Here is a 19,649-nt window from a genome sequence, read left to right as displayed (position 1 = left end):
CCTTTAATATCTCTCTATGTATTTTATTGTTCAACATGCAATGCCCCTTAATAGGATTGATTTGGTTTTATACGATTTTACTGAATTGAATAAAACAAAAAAACACCTAGTGTGAATTAAAATCTCACTAGGTGTTCTCTTATTTTACAAATAAAACCCTTTTTCCTCATATGTTACGTACCAAACATCTTTTTTTTGTAAAATACCTGTTCCGATCCAGCCCTCTACAAGTAGTTGCTGCTGTTTTTCAATATCGCCCATATTGATTTCCACCACTTCGCTGCCAGCTGCTCGTTCTTCATGGAGTTTTTTATAGAATACGTAGCGTAGCATTCCACCGTATTTCTTTTTCAGTGCACCAATGACCATACCTTGGCTTAGTTTGTCTTTTAAACTTGCAATATTAAACGGGGCAACCGTTGAACATACATGTGTATACGGTGAAGCATCTAGAAGCTCCATTACGATAGTTCCAAGTTTTTTTTGCAAGCCAAAACCACGATAATCAGGATGAACATTTGTAATTTCTTGATAGACTACTTTGTCTAAAAGCGTTGCTGGAAGTCCAATATCCAATCCTAAATGATGTTCATCTATTTCTGGAATAGCTAATGCACGAAATGCAATTAACTCTTTCTCTACAAATACGCCAACCATTAAGTGATTTGCAATGGAATTTTCATATTCTTCCTTTGTTAATGGAGATAAGAAATTATTATTTGCAATTGTTCCCAAAACAACTTCTTGAATGCGTAAAATATCTTCTACAGTATCTGTTGTTAGTTCTCGAACAACATATTCTTTTTCGCCAAGATTACCTTTCCATTCTTTCATCCAGACACCTCTTACTTTGTTACTTTCGTAGAAAACTCTGTTAGTTCTTGTAAAATTGCTTCATCTATATCAATACCTAGACCGGCACGTTCATTTAGTTTAATAAAAGGCACATCATAATGTAAATTTCCAACGTCTTTTGAGAATTTAAGTGGGCCTGTTAACTCTACACTAGTAAATGCTTTTTTAGAAAATGCAACGTGGAAACCGGCTGCAGAACCAATAGAAGACTCAACCATCGAGCCAATTTGACATTCTATTCCAGCCATTTCTGCCATATGAGCAAGCTTCATCGCTGGGTAGATACCCCCGCATTTCATTAGTTTAATGTTAACTTTATGGGCTGCTTGTTTTTCGATTAATTCACGCATATCACGGAAGCCTCTTAATCCTTCATCCATCATAAGAGGAGTACTTGTTTTTTCTTTCACTTCCACCATTCCGTTGAAATCATCTGCGACTACTGGCTGCTCTAACCAATCGAGTCCAACTTGTTCTAGTTGACGCATCGCCATAATCGTATTTGCACTGTTTTTCCACCCTTGATTGACATCGACACGAATTGCAATATCGTCCCCAACTTTTGCACGTACTGCTTGAATGCGTTTTACGTCGTCTTGCACTTTTGTTCCGACTTTCATTTTAAATGATGAATAGCCTTCTTTCATTCGAGTTGCTGCTTCTTCCGCCATCTTCTCAGGTGTTCCGATACTCAGTACATGTGTTATTGGGAATTTTTCGTGATAGCGGCCTCCAAGTAATTGATAAATTGGAACACCTAGCTTTTTCCCTACTACATCGTAGCACGCAATATCGAGTGCAGCTTTTGCCGCTGGTGCTTGATAAACCGCTTTATCCATCATTTCATGCAATCGTTCAAATTCCATTGGATTTTTTCCGATTAATAGAGGAGCTAATGTATTTTTTAACATTGCATATGTGCTTTCCCACGTTTCCCCCGTTACATGTTCATCTGCAACCGCCTCTCCGTATCCGACCAAACCATCCTCCGTTGTTATCTTTACAATAATAGAAGGCATATCGTCGTAAGTGTGGTAGCTAATGATAAATGGTTCTATTAATGGTAGTCTAATAGCATAAATATCAATTTCTTTAATTTTCATTTTACTTCCTACTTTCTTTACAAGTCTTTAATTTCCAGTTATAGTTGTCGTTAAATAGTCGCTTAAAAATCAAAAAAAGAGGTGCACGAATGATTACACGCATAGCTGTCTTAGGGTCCAGTAATTTTATCGAGCAATTAAAGCAATTTGAACATGAACTAGTTTCTATCCGTTTGGACTATTATATATATAATACACCCATCGAAGCAATAGATATAGTGTCCAAAATTAAACCATGTGATGCCGTATTTTTTTCTGGCTCACTTCCTTATATTTATGCTAAGGAAGCTAGAGAGAAATTACCTGTTCCGTCTCATTATTTACGTCAAGATGAAACTGCTATTAGTACTACACTTTTATCTATTTGCTTTTCGGAGTCTATACCTATCCAACAGATTTCTATCGACTTAATCGAACCAAGAAGTGTTCATAGTGTTTTGGAGGATATTGCGCAAATTGAACAACATCCATATATGATGCAAATTGATTCTGGTTTTAATTTGCAGGAAGTCGTTTCTTTCCATTCCAAACTACAAAATAATGGTGAGTCCTCTCTAGCAATCACTAGTATTCATGCCGTTTATCAAGAATTAAAAGAAAAAAGTATTTCTGTCATTCGAATGATTGACCCTAAAAGCTCTATATTAAAGGGAATTGAAGAGACGAAATCCATGGCCCTTCTTGCCAAAAGTCAATCCGCTAAAATTGCTGTTGGTTATATACAATTAAACAATAATGCATCTATGTCGGAAGATCTATTAAAGAAAATTTCAGGATCTATACAAGCAACTGCCGTTTCAGCAGAAGAGAATTTATATGTGCTATATTCTACACAAGGCGACATACAGGAAGCATTGAAAAGCAATACATTAGAAACATGGTTTGAACTCGCTACTTCACCACTATATATTGCATTTGGATTTGGTAAAACAGTTATAGAGGCAACACAAAATGCTCGTGATGCACTACCCTACGCTACAGAGAATACCGCTTACTTAATAACCGACCAAAAGGAATTGTTAGGGCCTTATCCAAACGCTCAAAAGCAAGTAAATCTAAAGACAAATGAACCAAAGCTCGCACTGTTAGCGAAAGATACAACTCTAAGTCCTGCAAATTTATCGAAGGTGATGCAGTTCAGCCGTTCTCATAAATCGACTGAATTTACAGCCTCTGATTTAGAAATCTATTTACAAGTAAGTAGACGTACAACGGAACGAATCTTGAAAAAACTAGTAGATCATGGGTATGCTCGCATTGTCGGTGAAGAAATGACCTACCAACAAGGGCGGCCCCGCGCAATTTACGAACTAAATTTCCCGACTTACTTGTAAATAAAAGACTCATCGCTAATACTATCCGGCATTTGACCTTCACATAAATGGTTCCAACTTTAAATTGGTCTCGATTATTTTTCTAATCTGGTTGCTACTTCAGTAGATTTGGTCTCGACATGCGAGAAATTGGTAGCGATTTTTACTTAATTAGTCTCGATGTGCTATTTAATGTAAAATATTTACCGTATTTTGTCTTTTAATTTTAAAAAAGCTGTCCTCCAAGTCATTTTACTGATGACTTTTGGGACAGCTACTTTTTGATTAAGCTTCTATTACTTCTCTTTTTTGTATTTCTGCGATTTCTACTGCCGATAGTTTTTGGATCGTGAAGCCAGTTAATGCATAAATAACAGAAATAATTGGTACAACGAAGTTTAATACTGCATATGGTGCATATTCGAATGTACCTACACCAAGCGTTCCAAGTATAAATACCCCACATGTGTTCCATGGAACAAAGACAGAAGTAAGAGTTCCACCATCTTCTAACGCTCTTGAAAGATTTTTAGATTTAAGACCCATTTTTGTATAGGCTGTTGCGAACATGCGCGCAGGAACTACAATTGAAATGTATTGTTCTGAACAAGATGCATTTGTCGCAAAACAAGCGATAAGCGTAGATACGATTAGTGTACCCGCTGTTTTTGCAGCTTTTAATATTTGATTCATAATGGATTGAAGCATACCCGAATATTCTAAAATACCACCAAATGTCATCGCAACAAGTGTCATTGATACGGTATACATCATCGAATCTAATCCACCGCGATTAAATAAATCGTCAACCATCGCGTTACCAGTATTAATAACAAAACCACTTTGAAGTGCTCCGATAGCTTCTGACAAGCTCCCTCCTTGAACAAATACTTGCGATAAAGATCCAAGAATAATCCCTACTACAAGTGCTGGTATCGCAGGAACTTTCGTAGCCACAAGTACGATCACAGCAACTGGTACTAGTAATAACCATGGTGAGATGACAAAACTTTTTTCTAACATGAAGATTGTTTGTTGAATACTCTCTTGATCGATATTACTATTTCTATATTGTAATCCTAAGATTCCATATACCGTAAGAGCAATTACAAGACCTGGGATAGTAGTGTAAAACATATGACGAATATGTACAAATAAATCTGTATCCGTTAATCCTGCAGCTAAATTCGTTGTATCTGATAAAGGCGACATCTTGTCTCCAAAATATGCACCCGAAATAACTGCTCCCGCAATAATCGGTGCTGGTATACCCATGCTTAATCCGATGCCCATTCCTGCTACACCGATTGTCCCCATTGTAGACCATGAACTACCAATAGCTAACGAAACAACTCCACAAATAATACAAATTGTTACTAAGAAAAGTGCTGGAGTAATTATTTTAAGTCCGTAATATATCATCGTAGCAACTACTCCGCCGCCAATCCAAGCTCCTATTGTTAGACCTACTAATATAATAATTACAACTGCCGGTAATGCTAATTTAATCCCCTTATACATCATTTCTTCAATATCATTCCACTTAAATCCATGCTTCCAAGCAACTAATGCTGCAACGGATGTGCCAATTATTAACGGAATATGTGGACCTTGTTTCAAAATTACTACAGTAACAATCATGCAAGCTATCATGACAAATAAAGGAATAATTGCCCACACTAATGACATTTCCTTCTTGGCTGTCATTTTCTTTTTTTCATCCATACCATTTCCCCCTTTGTAACTATTTCGGCAATTACAAATTGACGTTTAATAGTCGCTAATAGAGTTATAATATAGCCAAAATGATTGCTCGTCAATCCTTTTTAGAAATATTTGAAAGCGTTTGCGCTATCACTTTGGCACCAATTAATAGTGAATTGTGATTAAATGTCATGTTCGGATGATGTAAACCAGGTGCAAGATCCGAACCAATTCCTATCATTGCTGCTTTGACTTCTGGATGTCTAATCGTATAGAAATGGAAATCATCACTACCAGATGTAATCACTTCTTCAGCGAGATTTTCAATACCAACAACTTCCATAATGGCTTCTCTTGCAATTGCAGATGCCTCTGTTGAAACCTCTGCACCAGGTGTTATATCTTGCCATTCCCAATCTATCTTAATATCAAATTGTTGAGTTAATGCATGTAAATTCTTCTCTATTTGATCTTTCATTTGAAACAAAATGTCATTTTTGGCTGCACGTGCATCAATTGAGAAGGATGCAGTACCTGGAATGATATTCGCATTTTCTCCACCAGCCTGTATCTTCGTCAATTTTGCGGAATAGGCTTCGAATGGCGAGAAATACAAATTTTTCAACGCCTGATGAATTGCTACTGTTACATCAATTGCATTTTTTCCTTGATGTGGACGTGCCCCATGCGCATCAATTCCTTTTATTTGACCTTCCAAAAACATCGCCGCTCCGTGATGAATCGCTGGAGACATTTTTCCGAAAGGAAGCTCTTCAATTGGTCGTAAATGTACACCGAATAGATGGGTTACACCTTCAAGTGCTCCTCGATCGATCATTGCATTTGCGCCATTTCCTTTTTCTTCTGCTGGTTGGAATATAAAACGGATTCGTTTGTTCAGTTTTTCATTTTTAATTAATAATAAAGCTCCTAACACCATGGAAATATTGGCATCATGTCCACATGAATGATTGGCACGAAATACGCCATCCACTTCTTGCCAAAGTGCATCTATATCTGCACGGACAGCAATGACTTCTTCGCCTTCTCCGATCTCTGCTAGTAGACCTGTTACATCGTCAAATCGACGATACGGTACTTGAAGCTCGTCCAATATTTCAGCGAGTTTGTTTGTTGTTTCGTATTCTTTCCAGCTTACTTCTGGATGTGCATGAAAGTGAGTAAACCATTGTAATATTTGCGATTCTACTTGCATTTCACTTACACTCCTTTTTCTCTAATTATCCTATAATTTCACAAACCCTACCTACTTGTCCATCCGTTAATCGAACTTTAATGCCATGTGGATGAAAGGACGAATTCGTTAATAAGTCCTTCACAGTGCCTCTAGTTTTGTTACCTGTTCGCTGGTCTTTTTTCAATATGATATATACTTCTAGTCCTGGTTTAACATCTTTTCTATTTTGTCCATTCATATAGATTCACCTCTTTTTGTATCGTACCACTTTCATGCTATACTTACACCATTTTGTAAAATAAGGAGCCACATTTAAATGAACTTAATAACAGTAACATTTTAATGAAAACAAAAAAACCTCCCTATAAAAAGGAGGTTCGTGAATAGAAAGAATAGTTACGGGACGGCACCCCTAATCACCGGCACCTTATACATAAGGTAGTGATTGGGGACCTTTCCCAACTCAAGTATTCTTTATATTATTTTTGTTGTTGTTTTAACCATTCAATTGCCACGTTTGCATGTAATGCAGCACCATACTTAAAGATTTCTTCATTTTGTTGCATCCGAGGATTGTGAACTGGCGGCTCTCCTACTTTTCCTGTGCCTAATACAACAAAGGCAGATGGTACTTCTTGTGAGATATAAGAAAAATCTTCTGAACCACCCAATACTCCATCATCTACAACATTTTCTATTCCGATTACTTCTTCTAGGAAAGGCATAATTTCATCAATGAATTCGGGATTATTATATGTCGTTGGTGTATGGAATTCATTTGTAATATATTCTCCACGCCATGCTTTAACAACATGGTCAATCATCTCAGGGATCCGTTTACATAAATGGTCTCTAGTCTCTTGATCAAAACTGCGCATATTTCCTTGTAGTATCGCTTTGTCTGGAATGACATTCGTAACAGTACCACCGCTCATCGCACCTACAGAAAATGTGACATTCGCACTTGGAGGAGCTTCACGTGTTAATAATAAATTTAAACTTGTGTAAAGTTGGTTCATAATCATGTTGGCATCAATTGTTTTATGAGGTTGTGAGCTATGGCCACCATTTCCTTGAATATCAACAATATACGTATCCATTGCTTGTGTTAATGTACCTTTATGGACAGATAAAGTTCCAGCTTGTTGGTCTGGCATAATATGAATACCAAACGCAGCGTCCACTTTAGGGTTTTCAAGTAAACCATCTTCCATCATTAACTTTGAACCGTATCCCCACTCTTCTCCAGGTTGAAACATTAATTTAACAGTTCCTTTTAATTCCGCCTCATGATCCTTCAATATTTGAGCTGCACCTAAAAGCATAGCAGTATGGGAGTCATGACCACAAGCATGCATTAAACCAGGGTTTTTCGATTTGAATTCCGATTCAACTTCTTCTTGAATTGGTAATGCATCCATATCCGCACGAAGAAGGATACAAGGCTCTCCCTGACCAATGGTTGCTACAACACCTGTACAATTTTCCTGTTGAGCAAATCCAGCTTTTGCATACTTTTCTTTAACTTCCGTTGGTATAACCCCACAAGTTCTATGTTCAATTCCTATTTCATCCAGGCGTTGTTGAATATATTTTTGCGTGTTTGGAAGTTCAAAACCAATCTCTGGATATTGGTGTAAATATCGACGATCTTTAATAAGCTGTTCTTCATATTTTTTTGACGCTTCTAGAATTCTAGTCATTTAGACATCTCCTTTAAAATTTTTTGGATGTGTTCGGTAGTTAACAAGGGTAGACCAACGAGCGTTCTAATAGGAACCACGTAAATCTTTTTCATCTTATAAAAATAACAACCTATTAGAACGGTCCTAATCCAATATAATGAGCAACTATAATTAAGATAAATGCTGCGAAATGTAGTAACATAAATAATTTCATTGAGAATTTTACCCAAGTAGCATAATCCACATTAGACATTCCAAGTGCAGCCATTAACCCACCAGAAGTAGGCCATAAATAATTAGTGAATCCATCACCAAATTGATACAATACAACCATTACTTGTTGATTAATTCCTAATATTTTGCCTAAAGGCCCCATAATTGGCATTAAGATCACTGCTTTTCCACTGCCTGAAACTACAAAGAAATTGAAGAATATGACAACTAAGAAGAGTACCAGTAAAGTGATAATTGTGCTTGTATTGTTCAAAAGTCCAGATAATGAATGGACAGCTGTATCGATAATTTGAGCTTGATTCATCAAAATCATGACTGACCGAGCAAAACCAATCGCTAATCCTGTTGGTAAAAGTACGGCTGCACCTGTCCCAAACATTACAGCTGCATCACTTGGTTTAATTTTTAAAACAATTACTAAGAATACTGCATAGATTACATAAACTGCGGATAATTCAGGCATTCCCCAACCGAGTTTAATTGCACCAAATGCACCGCCTACTAAAACTGCAACTAGTCCTAATAATGCAATTTTTCTTGAAAGCGTAAACTCTTCTTCTTCATACTCAGCTTTATTCGCATCTTTTAGTTGTTCAATATATTCTGTAGCTACAAGACTCTTACTTGGGTCTGCTTTTGTTTTCTTAGCATAACGTAGAATATACAAAACAGAGATTACTAGAAAGATAACTAGAGAGATGAGACGAAAACCAACTCCTGAATAAATTGGCAATCCTACAATTGTTTGACTAACACCAGTAGTATAGAAGTTCACCGCACCTGCTGAAAATCCAATTGCTAAACCAATCGTCGAAGTTGCGAAACCAGTGATTCTGTCATATCCCATACCCATTACTACTGCCATTGCTAGTGGGATAAAAGGGATTCCTCCTTCACCAAAACCAATTGTTCCCAGAATGGAAAATAACGTGATTAATGCTATAATGACAAGCTTTTCTTTTCCTTCAGCAACCCGCAATAACGTATGAATACCTGCTGCAATTGCTCCTGATTTTTCAAGAATATAAAGTGCTCCGCTTGCAAAAAGAAGCATCACGATGATATCTGCAGATTGAACAACCCCATTATGTAAGGCTGTAAAGAAGTCCATAAATCCTATTGGGTTTGCCTGATCCACGTAAGCAAAATTCTCTGTGTTCAGTTCTGTTATCCCCGTATCTGGATTTTGTACTCGCTCATACTGTCCACTTGGTACAATCCATGATAATACCACTACTAGTAACATAACTAGGATAAACATTATATAAACATGGGGGAAATTAAAACCTTTTTGTTTTTTCTTTGATGTCATGGTAAATCCTCCAATTCTTCACTAACAATTGTGCAAAATTATAATTCAGCTAATCCTGTGAAAAGTTTAACTCCTGATTTAATGAGTTCGTCAGGGAAATCATATTCATTTGTATGAACATGTGGGTAATCTTCTCCGTTTCCAATAAAGCAATACGCACCCTTCGTTAACTTTGTAAAATGACCAAAGTCTTCAGAACCACGAAAAGCCTCTTTCAATTCAACTAGTTCAAAACCTTTTGATTTTGCAACTAAACGAATCTTGTCAGCGCTTTCTTTATGATTTACAGTTTCCGGGAATTCGTCGTTATATTGAAAACTCACTATTAAACCGTGTTCTTCTCCTTGTGCTTTAGCAAAGTTTTCAAGGTTTTCTTGAAGTTTATCCAACTCTTCTTCGTAAAGCGCACGAATAGTCATACAAAGATCACCTTTCGATGCAGCAATACCAAAAGCTCTTTCACCAACATCAATTTGTACAACTGTGCACAGAATAAGACCTTTATTTATTTCTGGAGATGTGAACTCAGAAATCGCTTTGATAATATTAGCAATTGCTAAAGATGGATTAACACCCGTTTCTGGTTGACTTGCATGCGCAGGGGAACCTTCCAAATGTATAGTCATCCCTTTAGATGCACAAAAACTTGTACCATCGATAATTCCTACAGAATTATAAGGAAAACCACTCATATTATGGTAAGCAAAAATCTCATCAATATTGTGTTCCTTAATAAAATCAACGCATTGAATTGCACCATCCCCTGTTTCTTCAGCAGGTTGGAAAAGGAAAAAAATGTTTTTGTCTGCACCCTTTTCATTAATTTCAAGTGCAAATCCTGCTAGTGTTGCTGAGTGACCATCATGACCACATTTGTGTGCTTTTCCAGGAAACTGCGAAGCCCACGGAAGATCGATAACTTCATCCATTGGAAGTGCATCGAAATCTGCACGAAATGCAACATTCGGCTTATCTGAACCTGCTCGATAAATCGCATAGAACCAATTTCCTTGATCTACAATTTCAAGGCTTGTATGCGTTTTCAAAAAATCCATCAAATGTTGTTTTGTCCATACTTCCTCGTTAGAAAGTTCAGGATGTTGATGCAATTCATGTCGTAATTTTTTCGCTAATTCAAAATTTTCTGATTTCATTTTATGCCATCCCCTTACAATTCTTATTCATATAACCACTTCTTCATTTCGATTGATTAATCTCATCTTCTATTGAAAGAGTGAATTATAAGTTAAATGTATATTGTATATTATATTTTATGTTTTGAAATTTTACAACAAAAAAACTCTGTTTCGTATGAAACAGAATTTTTTATTCAAAAACTTATATAGTGTTTTTCCTTAAAGTGGTAATAGCTCTACTTTAGCAGTATTCCAATGCACTTCTTTCATATAACTTTCTAAACCTGCTGAATCGCCACTTTTGAAAAGAACCAACATCTTTCTGTGTTCATTATTCGTCTCTAAGAGCTTTTTCTTTATCTCTTCCTTTTGTCCGGAATGATCAAAGTTTTTTAAAAATTTCTTTTGTAATTTTAACAGAAGGTTTACGAGGCTTTTGTTAGGGCAAACTGATAGATAGACATCATGAAAAGCCTCCTGCATTTTATGATACATTTGGAAATTCTCCGTATTAATTGCTAGATCGATACTCTGGATATAAAACTCCATTTCTTTCATGTGTTTCTCTGTTAACAGAGGGGCTGACAGTGAAGCAGCTAAGCCATCCAAGGCACCAATAATAAAATAAGTTTCTTTTGCCTCTTCCTTTGTAAGGCTTTGTATCACGAAACCTTTTCTTGGAACATTTTCTAATAGCCCCTCTGATGAAAGTTGTATTAGTGCCTCTCTAACCGGAGTCCTGCTAACTTTTAAACTTTCACTAATTGCGACTTCATTAACTTTCTTATTAGCAACCAATTTCCCATTGTTAATCTGCTCTACGATATAATTATAAACATGGTCTTTTAACGATAAATATTCTTTCATAAATTACCCCTATTCATTATTTAATATACTTATAATCTTATATAAAAAAAGATCAGACTTTTCTGTTTAATATTCTAACAATTAAATATCCAACTATATTGTACCTCAACCCTAAAAGTTACGCTCTAACTTATTTGTACCAGTCCTTAAAATTACACTTTTACGAACTGGTACCATTTAATAAACATTTATTCAAGAAAATGGATTTTGTAAATGCTTGACTATGAAGTATTTTAAATTTATTCATTTGTAACTATTTGCATACCAGTTAATTGGTAAAAAGCTTAAATACATGTTACATAATACGACAAAATTTGTTATAGTATAATGGTCTTGTCTTTTAAACTGAACAAAAAGTATTAGAAGAATACAACAGAGATAAACTACACGTTTTGGTAAGGGGGATATTTGTGGATCTTCAAAAATATAAAAACCATTTATTCCAAACTATTAAAAATAAGTTGACGGAATGGCTATCTTTAAAAGCAGAAACAGTTTTAGCTGAGGAGCTATACCGTTTCCTTCACTCTATAAAAGGAACTTCAGGAACACTACAATTGGACGATCTCATGCAGACTTCTTCAGAGTTATTATCTAAATTGGAAAACGAAGAGAAGAAAAAATGGACGGAAATTGAGTTAAATAATTTTCTATATCCTTTGATTAAACTTATATATCAATACGAGAACTCCGGGAATTTAGCGAGCCTTAATAATAAAGTTCTAAATTCAAAAGCTCCTTTAATTCAAATAATAGATGATGATGTTTCAATGCTCATTCTTCTTAAAGATGTATTAGAAACAAAAGGCTGGATGGTAATAACTAATACAAATCCTGAAAGTGCAGTGAAACAGTACTTCGAAATGAAGCCTGATTGCCTCATTCTTGATATTCAGTTGCCACAGAAAGACGGATTTCAAGTTCTTCAAGAGATTCAACATGATAGTGAAAAATACTTTATCCCAACCATTATGATTAGTATTAAAAACAACAAAGAAACACGTATAAAAGCATATCAATTGGGGGCTGATGACTTTTTCAAAAAGCCTATTGATATTGAAGAATTTGTTGTTAAAGTTGATCGACATTTACAACGAAAGAAAATTTTTGATCAATTCGTTTTGATTGATGAACTAACACAAGTTTATAATAGAAAATTCCTTATGGACAATTTGCAACGTTTTTTCCTAGATTTCAAACGAACAAAAGATCCGTTTTCAATAAGTATTATTGATATTGACTTTTTTAAGAATATTAATGATACTTATGGTCATCTAATGGGCGACCATGTTCTTAAGGATTTTGCTCAATATATAAAACGGAATATTCGTAGTTCGGATACGATTTATCGGTATGGAGGAGAAGAATTTGTCATAGTCTTCCCAAATACCACTAGTAAAGATGCAAAAAGGTATATAAATAGGTTAATTAAAGGGTTCTCTCAAATTGAATATACCTATAAGGAAATGTGCTTTACGGTCACATTTTCAGCAGGAATATATACAGTAAATGATGAATCCGTTACAATCATGGATGCTCTCAAAGAGGCCGATAGTTCGTTGTATGAAGCAAAACACCTTGGAAGATCTAGAGTCGAATGCTTACAGATGACATCTAATGTATACCAAAAAGGCACGCTAAATATTTCAGTTGTTGATGATGATACCATCATTCGGACATTATTGAATCAAATGCTAGAATCTATAACCATTGATAACATAAATATAAACATTAAGTTATTTGAGAATGGTCCATCCTTTTTAAATTCAGAACATGCAAAAGAGGATGTCAACCATTTCTTAATTCTAGATGGCGTCATGCCAGTCATGGATGGTTTAGAGGTCCTTCAAAAAGTCAAGCAAGAAAAAAATGCACATAGATACAAGATTCTGATGCTTACTGGGAGAAAAAGCCAAGACGAAATAGAACGCGCTTTAAGATTAGGTGCGGATGATTATGTAACAAAACCGTTTAACGTAACTGACCTACAAGTAAGAATTGAACGAATACTAAATATGCTAAAATAAGTTAATTACACGAGAAGAACATTAATGAGGTGGTAAACATTGAAACAGATTTTATTGGCAGAGGATGAAGAAGTACTCCGCATGCTAATTGTCGATACGTTAGAAGACGAAAACTATATGGTTGATGAAGCGGTTGACGGCGGTGAAGCAATGGAATTTTTGCAAAATAATCACTATGATTTAGTCATTCTAGACTATATGATGCCTGTTTATACAGGACTTGAAATTGTTGAGAAAGTACGAAGTGCCGAAACAAACGAGCATACGAAAATTCTAATACTTTCGGCGAAAAGTCAGGCATATGAACAAAAGCAGATTATGGAAACCGGTGCCGATTATTTTATGGCCAAACCATTTAGTCCATTAAAGCTTTTAGAATTAGTTGAGGATATCCTTAATGAAAATAGTTAATTATTTTAATAGTTCGTTATCACGCAAAGTTTTAGCATTAATGGGAATTTGTTTTCTCTTTTTTGCTATGGGTTGCGGTCTTCTATTTTATTTTCAGCATAAAATACATGATGATTATGCTCAAAAGCGTAGTATTATTGAAAAAAAACAGCAAATAGTTAATCACATCTATAACCAATTTAATTCCGAAGTTTTGATAATGACGGACTCTATTGCTTTTAAAGTGACGTCAAATATGGATGAACCACTCAAGTTGGAAAGTGAACTTAAACAAAATCTTACTGAGCTCGGCCCATTGATTGGAACCGAGGATGAAATGTTAATCTATCAAGATATTGATAATTTTATATCTTATTATTTCAGTACGATACTACCACTAATTATGAGTGAGTATGAAAAAAGTCGAGATCCTAGTATTGAGCTTCGAGATATTAAAGTCAATTTTCAGGTAGAAGAATTCCTGGAGCAAACTAAATCATTTATTTCACTACTTAAGGAACAACTTGCCGATAATTCAAATCATTTAGTGAAAAAACAATCAATCATTCAAAGCAGTGTGATTGTCTTTTTTATTTTAACGCTAATTCTATCGCTCCTTATAGTCTTTAGGATATTTAATAGCATCGGAAAGCCCCTTTCCGAATTTACAATTTCCGCCAACGAAATTGCTGCTGGTAGAGATGCGGTCTTAAAAGTAAATGAAAACAGAAAAGATGAGCTCGGTATCCTATCAATCGCTTTTCAGAAGATGGTTAACAGCATTCAGGAGAAAGAACAAGATTTGATGGCCTCTAACGAAGAGCTAATTGCTCAACAAGACGAACTTCTAGCACAGCAAAATGAACTTCAAACAGCACTGAGTATTGTAACAAATAATGAAGAAAAACTTACTCGGTGGAATGAGTTAATTAAAATTATTTCCTCCTCACTTGATAAAAAGGGATTTCTTAAAAGTATCATCGAAAATATGTGTAAAATCACCAAATCCGATAAGGGGATGATTTCCTCCCTTCACGATGATGCTTTTGCTTCCTATGGGATTTCTAATTTTGGTGTTGATCAATTCAGAAATAACTTGGATGATGGTTTGATTCAACGGTTAACCAATGAACATAAGCCATTTACAGTAAAGCGTGTTCAACATTCTAATGAGAAAGGCTACCATGAATCTGTCAATTATAGCTTTGACCTATATTTACCGGTTGTATCTTCTTCTCAAGTAAAAGCTGTTATGGTGTTTTCTAGATATGGTGATGCTTATTCCAATAATGAACTAACTGAATATGAAACATTCGCTAGACAAATTGCCATTTACCTTGAAAAAATTATATTATTTGAACAGTCAGAGGAAGATCGCCGGTTAAATCAAGATATATTAAACACGGTCCAAGAGGGTATACAGTTAATAGATGCGGATCGAAAAGTTTTACAAGTTAACAATCAGCTATGCGGAATATTTGAATGGGGAGATACCCCTGAACAAATGATAGGACTTTCTTGGGAGGATTGGAGTGGTGTCATGGCAGAACAAATCCAAGACTACGAGTTTATTCAGCTTTTAGATGATTTAATAGACTCTGCATTTCTTTCTCCTGATGAAGAACATTCATTTATTTACAGGAAGACCGAGAACAAACAAGTCATTAGAGTTTATTGTAAAACAATTAAAGACTCTAATGACCACATTGGAACATTACTAGTCCATCGTGATATTACGAAAGAGTATGAAATAGCTAATATGAAGTCTGAATTTGTCAGTACGGTTAGTCACGAATTAAGAACACCTTTAGCTAGTATTCTAGGCTTTACAGAGTTGTTGTTAACAAAAGAATTAAAGCCGGAACGAAAAACAAAATATACTCAAACTATTTATAATGAAACTATAAGGCTAACTTCCTTAATAAATGATTTTCTTGATATTCAAAGAATGGAATCTGGTAAACAGAATTATGAAAAGAAATATATCGACGTTATATCAATTGTTCAAAATGTTATCGAGCTGCAAGAGATTAACACGTCATTACACAAGACAACCCTTACAGTAGAATTAGAGGATGCTATTATACTAGGAGATAAAAATAAAATTGAACAAGTGTTTACAAACTTATTAAGTAATGCGATTAAATACTCCCCAGAAGGTGGAAATATCTCAATCCGCATATATGGCAGCGAGGATATAGTTTCTATTGACGTAAAAGATGAAGGGCTTGGAATTCCAGAAGATGAAATACCTAATTTATTTCAAAAGTTTTATAGAATAGACAATTCTGACCGACGAAAAATTGGTGGTACTGGTCTTGGACTTGCTATCGTAAAAGAGATTGTGGAAGTACATGGTGGTAAGGCTTCAGTTAGTTCTATGAATGGGGAAGGTAGTACATTCACCACCCACTTCTCACGAGTTACAATGAGCACTAATAAAGTAAATGAGGATGGAGCTGCCTCTATGCTTAATTACACGATTATGGTCATTGAAGATGATTTAAGTCTTGCAGAACTTGTAAACCAGGAGTTGCAAGATAACGGTTTTCATGTAAGCTACTTCAAAAGCGGCAATGAAGCATTGCGACAAATGAAAAATAAGGCCCCTGATGCAATTGTTCTGGACATTATGCTTGCAGATGAAATGGATGGATGGACAATTATGAAGGAAATGAAAGAAAATGAGGAATTAAAAAATATTCCAATTTTCATTTCAACTGCACTTGATGAAAAAGAGCGAGGACTTTCTCTTGGAGCAAAAGATTACTTAATTAAACCATACAGACCCAACCAATTATCCAAGCTAATTATGCATACTCTTTTGACTAATGAAAGAAATGGTCAAGTTATGGTACCTCATCAAATAGCAGATTGATGATTTACAATATCCATGGTCATGTACTGGAGGAAGAAGAAGGAAAAGCAGTAGATTTATTTGCGGAAAGTTTATCGAATGGTGACGTTTTCCGGGCAGGTTCTTCATGAATGCGTGTTAAGTCCTTGTGCAGCAATGAATTTTGGAAAATGCCCTAAGTACATGCTATACTAATGAAGGATTTATTTGAAAAAGGAGTGTTTTGAATGGCGAAAAAAGGTTATTTTTTAATGGATACTGGAGAGAAAATCGAATTTGATTTATTCCCGAATGAAGCACCAAACACAGTAGCAAACTTTGAAGAGTTAGCAAACAGTGGATTTTATAACGACGTAGTTTTCCACCGTGTTATTCCTGGCTTTGTAAGTCAAGGTGGCGACCCAACTGGTACAGGTATGGGCGGAAGCGGCAAAACAATTAAATGTGAAACTGCTGGCAACCCACATAAACACGAAGCTGGTAGCTTATCTATGGCTCATGCAGGAAAAGATACAGGTTCAAGCCAGTTCTTTATCGTGCACGCACCACAAGCCCATTTAAATGGTGTTCACACTGTTTTTGGTAAAGTAACAAGCGGACTTGAAGTAGCAACAGCTATGAAAAACGGCGCTAAAATGGAAAAAGTAGAAGTATTCGACGCAGAATAATTAGAAAAGCAGCTTCCGAAATCATGGAAGCTGCTTTTTTTATAAGTGACTACTTTTCTTTTTTATAAAAACGCTCACCTGTTTTGGGATTATAATACACTCGCGTTTTCTCGCCAGTAACAGGATCAAGATTGACCTCTTCTGTTCGCTCGAAGCCTTCTTTCACTTCTGTTCCGTGATTACGATTAAACCGCTTGTCATAAATAAAGTATCCAAGCAAAATGCAAGCAATAACAGCTATAATTTGTACAATATACATACCTACTACAACAAAGATTGCCATTATAGTTTCTCTACTACAACCGCTGTTCCGTAGGCCACAATTTCGCTCATGTTTTTGCCAATTTCACCGGAATCATATCGCATCATTATAATAGCATTTGCCCCCATTTGGTTGGCGTTTTTAATCATGCGGTCCATCGCTTCTTTCCTTGAATCTTCCAACATAGCGGTATATTGCTTGATTTCTCCGCCCACTAATCCTTTTAAACTTGCCATAATATCTCCGCCAAGTCCTCTACTTCTTACAATTAGACCAAATGCAGGACCTTTTACTTCTACAATTCTGTAACCTTCAATTTTTTCCGTTGTTACTACTAACACATGAATCGCCTCTTTTCTTGATCTCTATAAACTAAACGCAATTACAAAAATGATGATAAGTGGTATAAATAGAACAATCCAACTAAGTGGTCGACCATAATTTAGCGTCCAACCAACTCCAAATCGTTTCTCAACAAAAATACTTGGATCGTCTTTATTAATATAAAACAATCCACCCTTCCAATATTTATCGTCATCTACTGCGATTTTATCCTCTATACTGGGACTAGCTCCCCCTACTTTCAATCGGGATCCACTTTGCCCGACCTTCACTGTATAAATACCTACTCCCACAAAAGTGATCACTAAAAAAACTATTGGGAGCGCAAACATAGCCCATGCAGATCCAATTTCCGGATGGATTGTTTGCAAATGAAAATATCCCAAAAGTAGTGTTGTTGTGATTGTGATAAACAATGCAAACCAACTAGAATATTTACGAAATGCTAGCTGCTGCGCAACGGATTTCTTTTTATTCGCAGGATTAATCTTTGCACCTGAAAATTTCATTCCTTCACTCATCATGAGGAACATCCCTTGCATAACAAGTAAAATTAATGGCATTGAAATGACGCTAAAATACGTTTTTTTACTAAACGCATCTGGCTGCCCGGAAGGTCCCCAATGTGTAGGAATCATATCTGGCATTTCGGTGTACTTCATAAAAGTGTAAATAATTAAGCCAACCGTAATAATCATCGGAATGATAAATACGATACGTGGTATTAACTGTAGCTTTTCTTGAAATTTTAAATCCACTATGCGCACTTCATTTTTCCCAGTTGTCCAACCTTGTTCTCCCTTTAGTTTCTTAACTCTCATATGCATCACAAAATAATAGCCGATACTAATAAAAAGAGAGATAAATTGAACCCCTACGCTTACAAGAGCAAGTGTTTCTTCGTCTGGATTTTGTGTAAGTACCCAAAGTAAATACCCTAACAAAATGACTAACCCAGTTGTCAGAACAACAGTCGTATATTTTTTTTTCAAATGAATAATCGTCTTTTCCTGTGCGTATTGTTCTGGTACATATACGCCAAAAACTTCGGTTTGCTTCAAAAACTTTGGAGTAAACGCTTGTAATACTGTTATGAATAAAAGAATAAATGCGAATAACAAAATAATCATTGCTTCCCCTCCTTAATGTTTCGAACAAGCTCACGAATCATCTCTGCCATCTCTTCCTCGGAGAGCTTTAATACTAATCCCTCTGCCAGTAATGGTCTAATTTGATCTGCTATTTGCTGTTTTTGGTTCTCAGATGCTTTTGGTATTCCATTTGGATGTATAATAACGCCTGACTTTGCGACAATTTGTATGAATTCCTTTTCTTCTAAGTAATGATACGCTTTGTTAACCGTATGCATATTCATCCCAAGATCTGCTGCGAATGCACGAACAGATGGTAAAGATTCACCAGGTTTTAGATCACCTCGAGCAATACCTTCGATTAGTTGTTGTGCTAGCTGTAAGTAGATAGGGACATCCGAATTAGCTTTTATTTCTATAAACACATTGTCACTTCTTTCTACTTTTGTTCTACATACAGTGTAACACATTTGTTATACACCGGATAGAGCAATGTACGGAAAATAAAAAGCCTACTCTCCGAAGAAAGTAGACTTTGATAAAAATAATAGGCTTTGTCATTTCATATTTGGTATACTAGATATACCAAAAAAGGAGGCAATACC

At 35.7% G+C, this 19,649-nt stretch carries 18 protein-coding genes; 5 read left to right on the top strand and 13 right to left on the bottom strand.

Annotation, left to right across the window (positions count from 1 at the left end; all coding sequences use genetic code 11):
* Positions 1-144: 144 nt before the first annotated feature.
* Both ACEPXD_RS00775 and ACEPXD_RS00770 read right to left on the bottom strand, forming a co-directional pair.
* Positions 145-834, bottom strand: coding sequence for a GNAT family N-acetyltransferase (locus ACEPXD_RS00775; protein WP_391118975.1), 690 nt, complete (start codon positions 832-834; stop codon positions 145-147).
* Positions 835-845: 11 nt separating this feature from the next.
* Positions 846-1,958, bottom strand: coding sequence for a mandelate racemase/muconate lactonizing enzyme family protein (locus ACEPXD_RS00770; protein ID WP_391118973.1), 1,113 nt, complete (start codon positions 1,956-1,958; stop codon positions 846-848).
* Positions 1,959-2,047: 89 nt separating this feature from the next.
* Here ACEPXD_RS00770 and ACEPXD_RS00765 point away from each other — a divergent pair, with 89 nt between their 5' ends.
* On the top strand, positions 2,048-3,292 hold the full coding sequence (locus ACEPXD_RS00765) for a transcriptional regulator (protein ID WP_391118971.1): 1,245 nt from the start codon (positions 2,048-2,050) through the stop codon (positions 3,290-3,292).
* Positions 3,293-3,556: 264 nt separating this feature from the next.
* Here the strand turns inward: ACEPXD_RS00765 and nhaC are convergent, their stop codons facing one another.
* The 7 genes from nhaC to ACEPXD_RS00730 form a co-directional block, all read right to left on the bottom strand.
* The gene (gene nhaC, locus ACEPXD_RS00760) at positions 3,557-4,996 is read right to left on the bottom strand and encodes a Na+/H+ antiporter NhaC (protein WP_391118969.1); all 1,440 of its coding nucleotides are present in this window, start codon (positions 4,994-4,996) and stop codon (positions 3,557-3,559) included.
* Positions 4,997-5,087: 91 nt separating this feature from the next.
* On the bottom strand, positions 5,088-6,191 hold the full coding sequence (locus ACEPXD_RS00755; protein ID WP_391118967.1) for an amidohydrolase: 1,104 nt from the start codon (positions 6,189-6,191) through the stop codon (positions 5,088-5,090).
* Positions 6,192-6,216: 25 nt separating this feature from the next.
* A complete protein-coding gene (locus tag ACEPXD_RS00750) occupies positions 6,217-6,411 on the bottom strand; it encodes a YwbE family protein (protein ID WP_151698416.1) in 195 nt (64 codons plus the stop codon).
* Positions 6,412-6,652: 241 nt separating this feature from the next.
* Positions 6,653-7,876, bottom strand: a complete 1,224-nt coding sequence (locus tag ACEPXD_RS00745; protein WP_391118965.1) for a M20 metallopeptidase family protein — start codon at positions 7,874-7,876, stop codon at positions 6,653-6,655.
* A gap of 115 nt (positions 7,877-7,991) precedes the next feature.
* Positions 7,992-9,404 (bottom strand): YfcC family protein, encoded by a 1,413-nt coding sequence (locus ACEPXD_RS00740; protein WP_391118963.1) that lies wholly within the window; start codon positions 9,402-9,404, stop codon positions 7,992-7,994.
* A gap of 38 nt (positions 9,405-9,442) precedes the next feature.
* A complete protein-coding gene (locus tag ACEPXD_RS00735; RefSeq protein ID WP_391118961.1) occupies positions 9,443-10,558 on the bottom strand; it encodes a M20 metallopeptidase family protein in 1,116 nt (371 codons plus the stop codon).
* A gap of 201 nt (positions 10,559-10,759) precedes the next feature.
* Positions 10,760-11,407 carry a GntR family transcriptional regulator gene (locus ACEPXD_RS00730; RefSeq protein ID WP_391118959.1) on the bottom strand — a complete coding sequence of 216 codons (648 nt, stop codon included), beginning with the start codon at positions 11,405-11,407 and terminating at the stop codon, positions 10,760-10,762.
* Between the two features lie 410 nt (positions 11,408-11,817).
* Here ACEPXD_RS00730 and ACEPXD_RS00725 point away from each other — a divergent pair, with 410 nt between their 5' ends.
* The 4 genes from ACEPXD_RS00725 to ACEPXD_RS00710 all read left to right on the top strand — a co-directional run bounded on the left by ACEPXD_RS00725 (position 11,818) and on the right by ACEPXD_RS00710 (position 17,349).
* A complete protein-coding gene (locus ACEPXD_RS00725) occupies positions 11,818-13,434 on the top strand; it encodes a diguanylate cyclase (RefSeq protein ID WP_391118957.1) in 1,617 nt (538 codons plus the stop codon).
* Between the two features lie 39 nt (positions 13,435-13,473).
* A complete protein-coding gene (locus ACEPXD_RS00720) occupies positions 13,474-13,845 on the top strand; it encodes a response regulator transcription factor (RefSeq protein ID WP_391118955.1) in 372 nt (123 codons plus the stop codon).
* Entirely contained in the window at positions 13,832-16,702 is a 2,871-nt protein-coding gene (locus tag ACEPXD_RS00715; RefSeq protein ID WP_391118953.1) for an ATP-binding protein, read from the top strand. The genes ACEPXD_RS00720 and ACEPXD_RS00715 overlap by 14 nt, the downstream gene beginning before the upstream one ends.
* A gap of 206 nt (positions 16,703-16,908) precedes the next feature.
* A complete protein-coding gene (locus tag ACEPXD_RS00710; RefSeq protein WP_391118951.1) occupies positions 16,909-17,349 on the top strand; it encodes a peptidylprolyl isomerase in 441 nt (146 codons plus the stop codon).
* 49 nt (positions 17,350-17,398) lie between these two features.
* Here the strand turns inward: ACEPXD_RS00710 and ACEPXD_RS00705 are convergent, their stop codons facing one another.
* From ACEPXD_RS00705 to ACEPXD_RS00690, 4 genes are read right to left on the bottom strand one after another with little or no spacing between them, the layout of a single operon-like run.
* A complete protein-coding gene (locus ACEPXD_RS00705; protein ID WP_391118949.1) occupies positions 17,399-17,632 on the bottom strand; it encodes a hypothetical protein in 234 nt (77 codons plus the stop codon).
* A complete protein-coding gene (locus ACEPXD_RS00700; RefSeq protein WP_391118946.1) occupies positions 17,632-17,952 on the bottom strand; it encodes a YbjQ family protein in 321 nt (106 codons plus the stop codon). Before ACEPXD_RS00700 ends, ACEPXD_RS00705 begins: the two co-directional genes overlap by 1 nt.
* 24 nt (positions 17,953-17,976) lie before the next feature.
* Entirely contained in the window at positions 17,977-19,083 is a 1,107-nt protein-coding gene (locus tag ACEPXD_RS00695) for a DUF1648 domain-containing protein (protein ID WP_391118944.1), read from the bottom strand.
* The gene (locus tag ACEPXD_RS00690) at positions 19,080-19,514 is read right to left on the bottom strand and encodes a GntR family transcriptional regulator (protein ID WP_391118942.1); all 435 of its coding nucleotides are present in this window, start codon (positions 19,512-19,514) and stop codon (positions 19,080-19,082) included. The genes ACEPXD_RS00695 and ACEPXD_RS00690 overlap by 4 nt, the downstream gene beginning before the upstream one ends.
* Positions 19,515-19,649 lie beyond the last annotated feature (135 nt).

Source organism: Psychrobacillus sp. L3 (genome assembly GCF_042945595.1).
Classification (GTDB): Bacteria; Bacillota; Bacilli; order Bacillales_A; family Planococcaceae; genus Psychrobacillus.
This window is presented reverse-complemented; position numbering and strand designations above follow the sequence as displayed.

Excerpts from the sequence above, each read along its gene's own strand:
- nhaC (WP_391118969.1), bottom strand. The coding sequence starts at position 4,996 with ATGGATGAAAAAAAGAAAATGACAGCCAAGAAGGAAATGTCATTAGTG.
- ACEPXD_RS00735 (WP_391118961.1), bottom strand. The coding sequence starts at position 10,558 with ATGAAATCAGAAAATTTTGAATTAGCGAAAAAATTACGACATGAATTG.
- ACEPXD_RS00775 (WP_391118975.1), bottom strand. The coding sequence starts at position 834 with ATGAAAGAATGGAAAGGTAATCTTGGCGAAAAAGAATATGTTGTTCGA.
- ACEPXD_RS00740 (WP_391118963.1), bottom strand. The coding sequence starts at position 9,404 with ATGACATCAAAGAAAAAACAAAAAGGTTTTAATTTCCCCCATGTTTAT.
- ACEPXD_RS00765 (WP_391118971.1), top strand. The coding sequence starts at position 2,048 with ATGATTACACGCATAGCTGTCTTAGGGTCCAGTAATTTTATCGAGCAA.
- ACEPXD_RS00690 (WP_391118942.1), bottom strand. The coding sequence starts at position 19,514 with ATGTGTTACACTGTATGTAGAACAAAAGTAGAAAGAAGTGACAATGTG.
- ACEPXD_RS00730 (WP_391118959.1), bottom strand. The coding sequence starts at position 11,407 with ATGAAAGAATATTTATCGTTAAAAGACCATGTTTATAATTATATCGTA.
- ACEPXD_RS00770 (WP_391118973.1), bottom strand. The coding sequence starts at position 1,958 with ATGAAAATTAAAGAAATTGATATTTATGCTATTAGACTACCATTAATA.
- ACEPXD_RS00705 (WP_391118949.1), bottom strand. The coding sequence starts at position 17,632 with ATGGCAATCTTTGTTGTAGTAGGTATGTATATTGTACAAATTATAGCT.
- ACEPXD_RS00695 (WP_391118944.1), bottom strand. The coding sequence starts at position 19,083 with ATGATTATTTTGTTATTCGCATTTATTCTTTTATTCATAACAGTATTA.
- ACEPXD_RS00750 (WP_151698416.1), bottom strand. The coding sequence starts at position 6,411 with ATGAATGGACAAAATAGAAAAGATGTTAAACCAGGACTAGAAGTATAT.
- ACEPXD_RS00710 (WP_391118951.1), top strand. The coding sequence starts at position 16,909 with ATGGCGAAAAAAGGTTATTTTTTAATGGATACTGGAGAGAAAATCGAA.
- ACEPXD_RS00755 (WP_391118967.1), bottom strand. The coding sequence starts at position 6,191 with ATGCAAGTAGAATCGCAAATATTACAATGGTTTACTCACTTTCATGCA.
- ACEPXD_RS00745 (WP_391118965.1), bottom strand. The coding sequence starts at position 7,876 with ATGACTAGAATTCTAGAAGCGTCAAAAAAATATGAAGAACAGCTTATT.
- ACEPXD_RS00715 (WP_391118953.1), top strand. The coding sequence starts at position 13,832 with ATGAAAATAGTTAATTATTTTAATAGTTCGTTATCACGCAAAGTTTTA.